Source organism: Microbacterium sp. AK031 (genome assembly GCF_024807145.1).
GTDB lineage: Bacteria > Actinomycetota > Actinomycetes > Actinomycetales > Microbacteriaceae > Microbacterium.
The window spans coordinates 190,930-202,906 of record NZ_JANUCA010000005.1 but is presented as its reverse complement, the minus strand read 5'-3'; the positions used below and the strand labels follow the sequence as shown (position 1 = coordinate 202,906).

Below are 11,977 nucleotides of genomic sequence, written 5' to 3'. Positions count from 1 at the left end.
AGCACAAGCGCCGGGGCCGCAGGCCGTCAGAGCAGAGGAATCACAGACTCGGCGGCGCGTACTGTGTTGCACAGCGTGCCGAGACGATCGACCGAGATCTCGACCTCATCGCCCGGCCGCAGCCAGTCGATGGCGGAACCGCCCGCGCGCGCGCGCAGCTCGAGCAGGCATCCGCCGTTAGCGGTTCCGCTGCCGATGACGTCTCCCGCGCGCACCTCGGTGCCGCGGGAGGCGTAGGAGATCATCTCGCCGAAACTCCAGTGGATATCGTCGAGATTCGATACCGAGAGCTCGGTGCCGTTCACCGAGACCCGCATGGTCAGGTCGAAGCCGTTGCCCCGGCGCGCGTCCTCGAGTTCATCGGAGGTGACGAGGATCGGGCCCAGCGAGGTCGTGGTGTCCTTGCCCTTCACCGGCCCCATCGACATGCGCATCTCCTCGCGCTGCACGTCGCGGCCACTCCAGTCGTTCATGATGCAGTAGCCCGCGATCAGCTCCTCCGCGGATGATGGCGCGAGGTTCGCACCGCCGCCCCAGAGTACGGCTGCGACCTCCATCTCGAAATCGAACTCGGCAGATCGCGGTGTCGCCCGTACATCGCCGGCGCCGCTTACGGCGTAGGGGTTGGAGAAGTAGAAGACGGGCTGGCCATACCAGAGCGGATCCATGTCGAGGCCGCGCGAGTGACGGCCGGCCTTGACGTGATCCTCGAAGGCGTAGAAGTCGCGCACGGTCGGGGGCGTGCCGAACGAGGCGCCGATCGCCACCTCGCCCTCGTCGAGGTGTGCGCCCACGTGCAGCAGACGGTCGGTCTCGATGAGCAGAGCGTCCTTCCCCTGCGCGATGAGCGCGAAAAGCTCGCCGGGCGTGTCGGAGCGCCGCCAGCTGCCTGCCTCGTCGCTCGCAACAATATAGGGGAATCCGTCGACCATGGTCTGCGCGTATCTCACACTTCCAGCCTCGACTCTCGGCAGGGAGGATGCAACTAAGTATCACCGATGGGTTGATAGGCAGCAGTGATCCCTCCGGGCAGATAAGCGGGCGGTATCAGCCGCTAGAGATTGCCTATTGGACGTGGTTCGAAGCGCTGCACGAGTGTGGACAGTATCCGAATCGCGCCGCATGGCCGGTTCGCACACTGTGGATCCAGTCCGACGAAAGGTGGCGCCTTGCATCACGAAGTCCCCGCTCAGCCGCTGATCTCCTTGAGCGGCGAGGTGGTCCTCGTCACTGGCGCCGGATCCGGTGCCGCCTCCGGCCCTCATGAAGGACGCCAGAGCGCACCCAAGGACCTCTGGGGCATCGGCGCGGCGATCGCGGCGTATGCGGCATTGGCTGGGGCGAGCGTGGGCGTGCTGGATGTCGATCTGACAAGCGCGCAGCGTACGGTGGAACGGCTCGTGACGGTTGATCCGACGGCGTCCGCGCGCATGATCGCGCTGGGGGCGGACGTGACCGATGAGATGCAGGTGGTTACGGCCGTGGAGCGCCTGCGCCGCGAGCGTGGTCCGCTCAGCGGCCTCGTCAACAACGTCGGCATCGGCGGCCCGGGCGGCACGGCGGCGGCGGTGGACCTCGACGGCTGGTCGGCCGCGTTCGAGATCAATGTGACATCTATGGTCGTCACCACGCGGATCGCCTTGCCCGATCTCGAGCGCACCCATGGCGGAATCGTGAACATCTCATCGTTGGCGGGCATCCGTGGTGGCCACCACGGTCTGAGCTATCCGACGACGAAGGCTGCGGTGATCGGCATGTCGCAGACGATGGCGGGCCACCACGGCCCCGCCGGCGTGCGCGTCAACACGGTTGCGCCCGGCCTCCTCCATACGCCAATGGTGGCTAACCGGGGCCTGAGCGAAGAGCGGCGCCGTACCCGCGCGGCCGCTTCGATGCTGGGTGTGGAGGGGAGCTCCTGGGACGTCGCGGGTCCGGTCGCGTTCTTGCTCTCGCGCGCCGCAAGCTGGATCACCGGCGTCACTCTCCCCGTAGACGCGGGTCTCTCGGCGATCGCGCCGAACCTCGGGGTGGCGGCACGCGATGCGTGAACGTGGAGTCGTGCTGGTCGCCGGTGCCGGGACTATCGGACGCCAGATCGCGGCGGCGCTCGCGCTCCGGGGAGCGACGGACGTTCGCATCGTCGATCCCGATCCGGATCAGCGCCAATCGGCGAGGGAGTGGATCGACGCGTTCCTGGCGGGCGAGGGCCGCTCGGAGTGCTCCACGAAGATCGTGCTGCGTGCTGCGCACCTGGCCCCCGACGACGCCGTGGAGCTCGCAATCGAGGCGGTGCCCGAGCAACTCGAACTCAAGCGTGCCGTCATCGCAGAGCTCCTTCGAGCAGCTCCGCGCGCGACGGTGGCGTCGAACTCGTCTTCGATGCCGGTGTCACGATTCGTCGCAGAAGCCGAGGGCGAACACCAGACTTCGCTTGCACGCCTGATCAACCTGCACTTCTATGTGCGTCCGTGGGAGCGACGGGTCGTGGAGCTCATGCCGTCGGGCGCGAGCGACGGTGCCCGAGTAGAGGCGGTCGATCGCTTCATGCAGCAACTCGGGTTCCGTGTCTTCGTGTTGCGCAGGCAGAGTTTCGGGCTGCTCTACAACCGCATCTGGGCGTCGGTGAAGCGCGAAGCGCTCGCGATCGTCGACGAGGGGATCGCGACGCCCGCCGAGGTCGACGAGATCTGCCGCGCGCTCGATCCTCAGCCCCCACAGGGCCCGTTCGAGCGCATGGATGCGGTCGGGCTCGACACAGTGCAGCTCATCGAGCGCGCCTATGCCGCCGAGCGCGGCACTGGCGTCTCTACGACCCTTGAGCGACTCGTCGCTCAAGGACGCGTCGGACGCAAGAGCGGCGGCGGCTTCTTCGAATACGACGAACACGAAGACCTGTCCACGGAAGGAACAGAGAAATGACGGTGGTGACTCCTGATTCTCCGCCGAGGTTCGGCTGGGAGAACCTGACGGTCGGCGACGACCTGGGCTGCGTCGAGGGGCGGGTCGGTGCGAGCGCGGTGCGCGCGCACACCTTCGCCATCGGCGATGAGCCCGACAGCTACGTGGCAGGCCTCGGCGATGCGCCGCTGGTTCCGCCCACCCTCTTCATCAATGACCTGCTTAAGCTCTTCCTGCTCGGCTATGACTGCAGCCCTCCGATGGTGAGCGGACTGCACACTCGTGCGCAGATCGATGTGGTCGGGCCCGTGCGAGTCGGTGAGCACGTACGCATCATGGGCAGCCACATCGCGAAGTTCATCCGGCGCGGCAGACGACACCGCTCGTGCCTGAGCACCCTGACCGGCGCAGACGGCACCGAACTAGTACGCATGGTCGCCACAGAGACAGTGGGCTTCGAGCGCTTCGGCGAAGCCGACTCGCCCGATCAGCCCGAGAACTGGGCCGATCAGTTGCCCAGAGTCACCGACGAGGTACCCGCCGACGCGCCGGTCTTGCGGCCCGGGGATGAACCGGCCGTGGGTGCGGTGATCCTCGACCCCGCACGCGCTGTCTCGTACGAGCAGAGCGTCGTGTTCTCGGGCTTCCCGTTCGGGTGGGCCTATGACCAACCACAGCCGATCCGGCGCAGCAGCATCCACATCTCACCCGAGAAAGCGGCGGAGAGCGGCTACGACGCGCCCGTCGCCCAGGGCCTCGTCTCGGCCTCGCACGTGATCTCCGCGATCGTGAGGCAGTTCGGCGAGTCCGCGCTGCACGGCTCGAAGTTCGCTTTCACTTTCATCGCCCCGGTCCTCGTAGGAACCGAACTCACCTCGACGATCGTGGTCGACGAGGTCGGTGAACACGAGGTGCTGGCACACGCGTTCACCAAGAACTCGGCGGGCCGCGTCGTATCGGTCGCGTACGCAAGGATTCCTCGATGAGTGCGGCGCCGCTGCACGGCATCCGCGTGCTGGATATCTCGCGCTGGATCGCTGGACCCCATGCGGGCCTGATCCTGGGCGACATGGGTGCTGACGTCGTGAAGGTGGAGACGCCGTCGGGTGACCCCTCGCGCCTGTCCGGGCCGCACGTGAACGGCGAATCGACCTACTTCATGGCGCTCAACCGCAATAAGCGGGGAGTCACGGTCGACACCAGGTCAGAGGCGGGTCTCGATCTGCTCGGTCGTCTGATCGCCGAGGCCGATGTGCTGATCGAGAACTTCCGCCCTGGGACGCTCGCCGACATGGGTTTCGATTCCGATCGCCTCACGGCGATCAACCCGGGGTTGGTCACCGTCTCGGTATCGGGCTACGGGCAGACCGGCCCGCAGGCGCAGGAGGGGTGTTTCGACTCGGTCGCGCAGGCCACGAGCGGGCTGCAGTCGGTCACCGGTCAGGCCGGTGGCCCACCCGTGCGCGCCGGTTTCTATGTGGCCGACTACTCGGCAGCTCTGCATGCGGCGTTGGGCGCCGTGCTCGCTCTGTTCTCGCGAGAGCGGGATGGGCGGGGCCAGCACGTCGACGTGTCGCTGGTAGAGAGCCTGCTTTCGCTGTCGGCGACGTTCATCCCCGGCTATTCGACGGCCGGCGTCGTCCCGAGCCGGCAGGGAAACCGCAGCATTCACGCGGCACCGGCGGACGTCTTCGAGACGAGAGACGGCTTTGTGCAGCTCAGCGCGTCGACGAACTCGTTGTTCGCCTCGCTGGCGAGCGCGATGGCGCGCCCCGATCTGCTCACCGACGAGCGCTACTCGACGAACGCCCTGCGGCTGCAGAACATCGGGCCCCTGACCGAAGAGATCTCGGGCTGGGCGCGCGGGCTCGACTCCGAGCAGATGCTCGATGCGCTGCGCCGAGCCCGGGTGCCGGCGGGCAAGGTCGCCACCGTCGACGACGTGCTGAGTAACCCGCAACTGCGACATCGCGAGTTCTTCGCGACCATCGAGCACCCGGTGGCGGGTGAGGTAGAGTTCGCGGGACCGGTCGTACGAATGTCCGCCGCCCCCACCCCGGAGCTGCGTCCGTCACCGGGCTTGGGACAGCACAACGCCGGCGTTCTCGAGGACTGGCTCGGGCTCGAGGCCGCAGACGTCGAGCAGCTCCGCGCGCAAGGCGCGTTCGGTCGAACCGCGACGGCGCCGCACGCCTGACAGGGTCCACCCGGCTTGATAGCCGCTGGCTATGACAGCGGTGCAAGCCACTATTGGACGCACATTTCACAGTTGGAGCAACATGGCAGGGCAGGGCGAACGCCGCCTTCTTTCGGAGAGGAAAGAACGATGAATAAATCAAGTTGGATGCTCAAGAGCGTTGGCCTAGTCGCCGCTGCAAGCCTCTTGCTGACGGGTTGTGCGGCAGGAACCTCGGGCGGCGCGGATAGCGCCGGCGGCGGTAGTGAGCCTGTCGAAGGCGACACGATCAAGATTGCGGCACTGCTGCCGCTGTCGGGAGCGGCCGCGAACTATGGCCCCATCTACCAGGGTGGCATCGAGGCATACGTGGAGCACGTCAACGAGACCGGCGGCATCAACGGCAAGGAGATCGAGCTCAAGGTCTACGACAACGGCTACGACCCCGCCAAGTCGCTCGCCTCGGCCCGCGAGGCCGTCGAGAAGGACGACGTGTTCGCTTTCGTCTCGACCCCCGGCACCCCCGTGAACGACGCGGTCGCCCGCTACCTCACCGAGGAGGGCATCCCCAACCTCGGCATCATCACGGGTGCTCCGCAGTTCAACGACCCCGACACCTACCCGGGTATCACGACCTTCCAGCTCTCGTACAGCGCCGAGCCCGAACTCATCTGGGACTATCTGCAGGAAGAGCAGGCAGGCAAGAAGATCGGCGTCCTCTACCAGAACGACGACTTCGGCAAGAGCTTTCAGACCGTGTTCAAGGATCTCGCCGGTGACTCGATCGTCTCGGAGCAGCCGTATGAGAGCTCTGACTCCGACGTGTCGAGCCAGATCGCCGCGCTGCGCGCTGCGGGTGCCGAGGTTGTCGTCTCGTTCGTGCTCGCGAAATTCGCGATCCTCGCCACGCGCACGATGCACGACACCGGTTGGGACGCGCCGCTCATCATCAGCTCGAACGCGAACGATCCTGCGGTGCTCGCCGAGGCCGGCGCTGACGCGCTCGAGGGTCTGATCGCCGGCTCCAGCTTCCCGACGCTCGATGACAGCAACGAAGCCGTGGCCGAATACCTCGAGCTCATGGAGAAGTACTCGCCTTCGATCCCGGTCGGAACGAGCTCGATGCAGACCTTCGGCTCGACGAAGCTCTTCATGACCGCACTCGAGGCCGCGGGCGAGAACCCGACTCGCGAGGGCCTGGTCGAGGCCGTGCAGGACCTGAGCGATGTGCAGGGCCTGCCTGTGATCGGTGAGGTATCGGTTTCGGCCGACAACCACGACGCGATCCGCTGCATGGCGATGACCCGCTACAACGTTGAGATGACGTTCGACTTCATCAGCGATCCCATCTGCGGCTGAGTCGCGGACGACCGAGAGTTCAGGGGGCGATTCTTATGACCACACGCGCGATAGCGACCGTGCGCGGGGAGGTGCCGGCCGATCAGCTCGGCTGGATCCTGCCGCACGAGCACGTCGTTTGTTCGAGTGCCGGTATCTGGGAGTCGTACCCTGAGCTGCTCGGCGATCATGAAGAGCTCGAGACGAGGGCCGTATCGGCGCTGAGCGCGTTGCTCGGCACCCGCTTCCGCACGATCGTCGACCTCACCACCCACGACCTCGGCCGCAACATCGAATTCGTGCATCGCGTCGCTGTGCAGAGCGACATCCACATCGTCGCCGCTACCGGCTGCTGGATGGACGCGCCGCGCTCGTTCTATCGGCGCACACCGGAGGAGGTCGCCGCGATCTTCGTCAAGGAGCTGACCGAGGGAATCGCCGGCACGTCGATCCGGGCCGGCGTGATCAAGGTCGCGAGCGAGGGCCCGGTCAGCGACGAGTTCAAGAGGATCTTCCGGGCAGCCGGCATCGCGAGCCGCACGACCGGGGCGCCGGTGTACACCCACTCGTCCACCCTCACCCGCGACGGCTTCGAGCAGCTCGAGCGGCTGGTCGAGGCAGGCGCCGACCCGAGACACGTGTGCATCGGTCACAGCAATGATGCCGCAGACCTCGAGTACGTCGTGGAGCTCGCGCGACGCGGGTGCTTCATCGGCCTTGACCGGTTCCCCGGCGACTTCGGCCCCAACCTGCAGGAGCGCATCGACTTCGTGGTGGCGCTGATCGACGCCGGTCTCGAGCGCCAGCTGCTGCTTTCGCACGACTGGGCCGTCGACTACTCGCACAGCATCGAGCCACGTAACGGCCTTGAGCGCAATCCGCAGGGATACCGGCTCATCTCCGATGTGGTGCTGCCGGGCATGGCGGATGCCGGCGTTTCGCCGGCGACCATCCAGCGGATCTGCTTCGACAACCCCCGCCGCTTTCTTCTAGGAGAGACCGTATGACCACGAACAATCTGCTCGAGGCCACCGGCGTGGGCATCGCCTTCGGTGGTGTCCAGGCGCTCAAGGACGTCTCGATCACCATAGGTGAAGGTGACGCCTACGGGCTGATCGGTCCCAACGGTGCGGGCAAGACGACGCTCGTGAACTGTCTCTCGCGCACCTTCTCGCACAACGCGGGCAGCATCGTCTTCCGCGGCGAGCCCATCGACAAGCTCGTTCCGGAAAAGCTCACCGAGCGCGGCCTTGCCCGCACTTTCCAGCATGTGCACCTGTTCACCGAGCTGACCGTGCTCGAGAACGTGCTCGTGGGCGCCCACCACACGGGCTCCGTCGGCATGCTCTCTTACGCATTGCGCCTGCCGCGAGCATGGCTGGAGACCCGGCGGCGTACCGAGGCTGCTCTGCAGACCCTCGAGCTGCTCGATCTCGCCGACCTCGCCGAACGCCGCGTCGATGAACTGCCTTTCCCCCAGCAGCGCCGCGTCGACATCGCGCGTGCGCTTGCGTCGAACCCCTCTCTCCTGCTGCTCGACGAGCCTGCGGCCGGGCTCAACGATGCCGAGGCCGACGAGCTCGCCGAGGTCATCTCCGGCCTTCAGCGCGACGTCGGGATCGGGGCCTTCCTCCTCATCGAGCACCACGTCGACATGGTCATGAAGCTGTGCTCACGCATCGCAGTGCTCGACTTCGGACGCAAGATCGCCGACGGCACGCCCGCAGAAGTACGCGCCGACGGGGCCGTGCTCGAGGCTTACTTGGGTGCCGCGGCCGAGGAAGGGGGCATCGTATGAGCGGCAGTCTGAGAGTCCAGGATCTCTGCGTGGCGTACGGCCCGGTGCGAGCTCTCGAGAGCCTTACTCTCGAAGCCCGCGCGGGCGAGATCACCGCGCTCGTCGGATCGAACGGGGCGGGCAAGACGACGCTGCTGGGCGCCGTCACCGGTCTTGTGCGTGTCGCATCGGGCAGCATCGAGCTGGATGGCGCGCAGATCGCCAACCAGGCACCCTCGCTCGCTGTTCGTCGCGGGCTCGGCCACGTGCCGGAGGGGCGTCAGGTGTTCGGCGACCTGACGGTGCTCGAGAACCTGCACCTGGGCGCCTACCGTTTCCGCGGACGGAACGCCAAGAGCGCCGACGTCGCCCGCATGTTCGAGCTCTTCCCACGGCTCGAGGAGCGCAAGACGCAGCGGGCCGGCACGCTTTCCGGCGGTGAGCAGCAGATGCTCGTGATCGCGCGTGCTCTCATCGGGCAGCCGCGACTGCTGCTGCTGGACGAACCCTCACTCGGTTTGGCTCCGCTCGTTTCGGCCCAGATCCTCGACGCCCTCGTCGAGCTCAACCGCGCCGATGGGCTCACCGTGCTCATGGTCGAGCAGAACGTGGCGGCCGCGCTCCGCATCGCCGATCGCGGCTATGTCATCGCCTCGGGTTCCGTCGTGCTGAGCGGCACCGGCGCGGAGCTGGCAGCGGACCCGACAGTTCGCGAACACTATCTCGGTGCGCTCGGCGCTCAGGAGGAGGAGCTGTGATCGAACAGATCATCATCGGCATTGCGAACGGATCCGTATACGCCGCACTCGCACTCGCCCTCGTGCTCATCTATCGCGCGACGGGCGTCGTGAACTTCGCCCAGGGCGAGATGGCCACGCTCACCGCTTACCTCAGCTATACGCTCATCATCGCCGGAGTGCCGTGGCCGATCGCGGTCATACTCGCCCTCGCGATCTCCGCAGCCCTCAGCATCGCCGTATTCTCACTGCTGATCAGGCGCATCCGCGGCCGGGCCAAGCACATGAACATCGCGATCCTCACGCTCGCCCTGTTCACGTTCCTTGCTAGCGTCACCCTCAGCCTCTGGACAGGCATCCCCAAGGCCTTCCCGCCGATCTTCGGCAGCGGGAGCGTGGAGTTCGGCGGGGTGCGCATCAGCATCACGGTGATCGTCGTGCTCATCATCGCCGTCGTCACGATGGCCATCGTGACCATCTTCTTCCGTTTCACCAAGCTCGGCCTGGGCCTGCAGGGCGCCACCAGCAACGAGACCGCGGCCCGCATCGTGGGCATTGAGCCCAACCGCGTGTACCTTGTCGGCTGGGCTCTCGCAGCGATCGTGGGTGGCATCGCCGGCATCCTCTCGGCCAACCTGCTGCTGCTCGAACCGACCATGATGGTCATGCCGATGATCCTCGCATTCGCCGCGATGGCCGTAGGCGGTCTCTCGAGTCCGTTCGGCGCCGTGCTCGGTGGCCTGATCCTCGGCCTCGCCCAGAGCATCCTCGGCACCTATGTCGACGGTGCCGCTGCACTGCGCACCCCCATCGCATTCCTGCTCCTCGTCCTCGTTCTGCTCATTCGCCCGCAAGGATTCTTCGGGCGCGGAAAGGTGGTACGTCCATGACCGCCGGCATCCTGCGGGCCTTCCGCCCAGCGGTCGAGGCTCGGGGCGCGACCCGTCCCGTCGCTCCCTCGCTGCTCACAGGCCTCGTCACAGTCGCAGTCGGCCTGGTCTGCTGCGTGTTCCTCGCCAGCAACCTGCTCGCGACGATCATCGGCATCGCTGTGGGCAGTCTGCTCGCCCTCGTGCTGCGAAGGGCACTCGCCCAGGCAGGCTTCGCCGGTGTCGCGATCGGCGCGGTCGTGCTGATGCCCTTCGCGCTGCCCAGCATCATGAGCATCGAGAACGCGACCATCGCGGCCGCCTTCGCCATCATCGCGATGAGCCAGTATTTCATCACCGGCCTGTCCGGTCAGATGTCGCTGGGGCAGGGAGCGCTCGCCGCCATCGGTGCCTATACGTTCGCCGTCTGCTTCGACAAGGGCGTGCCCTGGGTGCTCGCGATCCTGCTCGGCGGCCTTGCCGCGATGCTCGCAGGTGTCATCATCGGTCTTATCGCGCTGCGTCTGCAGGAGCTCTACCTTGCAATGGTCTCGCTCGCGCTCGTGGTCGCTCTGCCGCCGCTCATCAAGATCGACGGCCTGTCAGCGCTCACAGGCGGCGCGAACGGACTGATTCTCGACCGCCCCTTCATTCTCGGCAGCGACTTCTTCGGCAACGCCACCATGCAGTACGTCGTCGTCGTGCTCTTCCTCGTGCTCATCGCGCTCGCGCTCGCCTCCATCGCCGGCTCGCGGCACGGCCTCGCCCTGCGTGCGCTCGAGTTCAGCGAGGTCTCGGCCCGGGCGAGCGGCGTGCCGCTGTTCGGCTACCGCATCAGCTCCTTCATCCTCGCAGCCGGCGTCGCCGGCGTCGGCGGTGGCCTGTACGTGATGGTGCTCGGCATCATCACGCCGGACTCGTTCAGCCTGGCCTTCTCACTGCAGTTCCTCATGATGGTCGTGCTCGGCGGCATGCGCCGGCTCAGCGGTGCCATCGTCGGCGGCGCATTGGTATGGTGGCTGCATCTGAATCTGGACGGCTTCTCGATCCCGCTCGGCGCCTCTCACTTCGACGTGCTGCCCGGTGCGGTGTTCGCCCTCGCGGTCATCGTCGTCGTACTCTTCTTTCACGAAGGGGTCGCCGGGGGTGCCATCCGACTATGGGGCTGGGTGCGAAATCGGGTCATCAAGCTCTTGCCAAGGCAGAAGGCATAGAGTCGCACAGTGGAGTTACGTCGAGTTCACTACTTCGCTGTACTCGCGCACGAACTGCATTTCGGCCGAGCGGCAACGCAGCTGCATATTGCCCAGCCGGGGCTTTCGCAGCAGATTCAGGTCTTCGAGAACGAGATCGGCGTGCGACTTTTCGAGCGAAGCCGCCGCGGTGTCAGCCTCACCGAGGCCGGGGAGGCGCTGCTGCCCGAGGCCGAGTCGCTTCTCAGGCACTCCGAGACCTTCGGCGCTCTAGCGAAGTCGCTCAGCAGCGGGGTCAGCGGCAAGCTGCGTATCGCGCACAATCGGTCCACCCCCGAGCTCGGCACCGCCGAGATGCTCACGCAGTTCCGCGAGCTCCACCCGGAGCTGTCCATCGAGGTCGAATCGGGATGGACCGCCCACAATTGCGCGCTCCTGCGGCACGGCGACGCCGATGTCGCCTTCGTGCGCCTGCCTCTGCTCGAGTCCGACGGCATCGAGTACCTTTCGCTCGGCACGAGCGAGCTCGTCGCGGCATTGCCCGTCGGGCACCGGCTCGCTGTGGACGAGTCGATCGACCCCGAAGCGCTGCATGGCGAGCGCATCGTGATGTGGCCGAGGCGGCAGTCGCCCGGTTACTACGACGAGCTCGTGCGGCTGATCTGGGGGGATCGCGGCCCGTCGAACGTGCATGAGGAGGCCGACGCCTCATTCGTGCTGCGTGCTGTGCGCGCCGGCGTCGGAATCGGAGTGCTCGACCAGGCGCGTGCCGATATGCTCTGCCCGCCGGGTGTCGTACTGCGCCCGTTTCGGGCGCCCGTGCCCGCGGTCGGGTACGGACTCGCGTGGAGCGAGGACCAGCACCTCTCACCTGCCGCTGAACGGTTCGTCGACTTCGCGAAGTCGTGGATGCAGGGTCGCATAGCCGATAACGCAAGGTAATCACTCGGCCTGCAACCGCTATTGGAGCTTCACTGCGAAGCAGAGGA

The 11,977-nt window shown here is 66.5% G+C and carries 12 protein-coding genes; 11 read left to right on the top strand and 1 reads right to left on the bottom strand.

Annotated features, from left to right (window positions below; all coding sequences use genetic code 11):
* Window positions 1-26: 26 nt before the first annotated feature.
* Window positions 27-950, bottom strand: a complete 924-nt coding sequence (locus HDC95_RS11595) for a fumarylacetoacetate hydrolase family protein (RefSeq protein ID WP_259063657.1) — start codon at window positions 948-950, stop codon at window positions 27-29.
* 255 nt (window positions 951-1,205) lie between these two features.
* Between HDC95_RS11595 and HDC95_RS11590 the strand changes: the two genes are divergently transcribed.
* From HDC95_RS11590 to HDC95_RS11540, 11 genes are all read left to right on the top strand, one after another.
* Window positions 1,206-2,048: an SDR family NAD(P)-dependent oxidoreductase gene (locus HDC95_RS11590; RefSeq protein ID WP_259063656.1), complete on the top strand. Its 843-nt coding sequence runs from the start codon at window positions 1,206-1,208 to the stop codon at window positions 2,046-2,048.
* Window positions 2,041-2,919 (top strand): 3-hydroxyacyl-CoA dehydrogenase family protein, encoded by an 879-nt coding sequence (locus tag HDC95_RS11585; protein WP_259063655.1) that lies wholly within the window; start codon window positions 2,041-2,043, stop codon window positions 2,917-2,919. The genes HDC95_RS11590 and HDC95_RS11585 overlap by 8 nt, the downstream gene beginning before the upstream one ends.
* Window positions 2,916-3,884 (top strand): MaoC family dehydratase, encoded by a 969-nt coding sequence (locus HDC95_RS11580; RefSeq protein ID WP_259063654.1) that lies wholly within the window; start codon window positions 2,916-2,918, stop codon window positions 3,882-3,884. The genes HDC95_RS11585 and HDC95_RS11580 overlap by 4 nt, the downstream gene beginning before the upstream one ends.
* Complete coding sequence (locus HDC95_RS11575) at window positions 3,881-5,095, top strand: CaiB/BaiF CoA-transferase family protein (protein WP_259063653.1); 1,215 nt, start codon at window positions 3,881-3,883, stop codon at window positions 5,093-5,095. The genes HDC95_RS11580 and HDC95_RS11575 overlap by 4 nt, the downstream gene beginning before the upstream one ends.
* Before the next feature lie 129 nt (window positions 5,096-5,224).
* The gene (locus HDC95_RS11570; RefSeq protein WP_259063651.1) at window positions 5,225-6,433 is read left to right on the top strand and encodes an ABC transporter substrate-binding protein; all 1,209 of its coding nucleotides are present in this window, start codon (window positions 5,225-5,227) and stop codon (window positions 6,431-6,433) included.
* 35 nt (window positions 6,434-6,468) lie between these two features.
* A complete protein-coding gene (locus HDC95_RS11565; protein WP_259063649.1) occupies window positions 6,469-7,419 on the top strand; it encodes a phosphotriesterase in 951 nt (316 codons plus the stop codon).
* Window positions 7,416-8,210, top strand: a complete 795-nt coding sequence (locus tag HDC95_RS11560; RefSeq protein ID WP_259063648.1) for an ABC transporter ATP-binding protein — start codon at window positions 7,416-7,418, stop codon at window positions 8,208-8,210. Before HDC95_RS11565 ends, HDC95_RS11560 begins: the two co-directional genes overlap by 4 nt.
* A complete protein-coding gene (locus HDC95_RS11555; protein ID WP_259063647.1) occupies window positions 8,207-8,947 on the top strand; it encodes an ABC transporter ATP-binding protein in 741 nt (246 codons plus the stop codon). Before HDC95_RS11560 ends, HDC95_RS11555 begins: the two co-directional genes overlap by 4 nt.
* Window positions 8,944-9,816, top strand: a complete 873-nt coding sequence (locus tag HDC95_RS11550; RefSeq protein ID WP_259063646.1) for a branched-chain amino acid ABC transporter permease — start codon at window positions 8,944-8,946, stop codon at window positions 9,814-9,816. Before HDC95_RS11555 ends, HDC95_RS11550 begins: the two co-directional genes overlap by 4 nt.
* Window positions 9,813-11,009, top strand: coding sequence for a branched-chain amino acid ABC transporter permease (locus HDC95_RS11545; protein WP_259063645.1), 1,197 nt, complete (start codon window positions 9,813-9,815; stop codon window positions 11,007-11,009). The genes HDC95_RS11550 and HDC95_RS11545 overlap by 4 nt, the downstream gene beginning before the upstream one ends.
* A gap of 9 nt (window positions 11,010-11,018) precedes the next feature.
* Window positions 11,019-11,930 (top strand): LysR family transcriptional regulator, encoded by a 912-nt coding sequence (locus HDC95_RS11540; protein ID WP_259063644.1) that lies wholly within the window; start codon window positions 11,019-11,021, stop codon window positions 11,928-11,930.
* Window positions 11,931-11,977 lie beyond the last annotated feature (47 nt).

Excerpts from the sequence above, each read along its gene's own strand:
- HDC95_RS11560 (WP_259063648.1), top strand. The coding sequence starts at position 7,416 with ATGACCACGAACAATCTGCTCGAGGCCACCGGCGTGGGCATCGCCTTC.
- HDC95_RS11565 (WP_259063649.1), top strand. The coding sequence starts at position 6,469 with ATGACCACACGCGCGATAGCGACCGTGCGCGGGGAGGTGCCGGCCGAT.
- HDC95_RS11585 (WP_259063655.1), top strand. The coding sequence starts at position 2,041 with ATGCGTGAACGTGGAGTCGTGCTGGTCGCCGGTGCCGGGACTATCGGA.
- HDC95_RS11570 (WP_259063651.1), top strand. The coding sequence starts at position 5,225 with ATGAATAAATCAAGTTGGATGCTCAAGAGCGTTGGCCTAGTCGCCGCT.
- HDC95_RS11555 (WP_259063647.1), top strand. The coding sequence starts at position 8,207 with ATGAGCGGCAGTCTGAGAGTCCAGGATCTCTGCGTGGCGTACGGCCCG.
- HDC95_RS11575 (WP_259063653.1), top strand. The coding sequence starts at position 3,881 with ATGAGTGCGGCGCCGCTGCACGGCATCCGCGTGCTGGATATCTCGCGC.
- HDC95_RS11580 (WP_259063654.1), top strand. The coding sequence starts at position 2,916 with ATGACGGTGGTGACTCCTGATTCTCCGCCGAGGTTCGGCTGGGAGAAC.
- HDC95_RS11545 (WP_259063645.1), top strand. The coding sequence starts at position 9,813 with ATGACCGCCGGCATCCTGCGGGCCTTCCGCCCAGCGGTCGAGGCTCGG.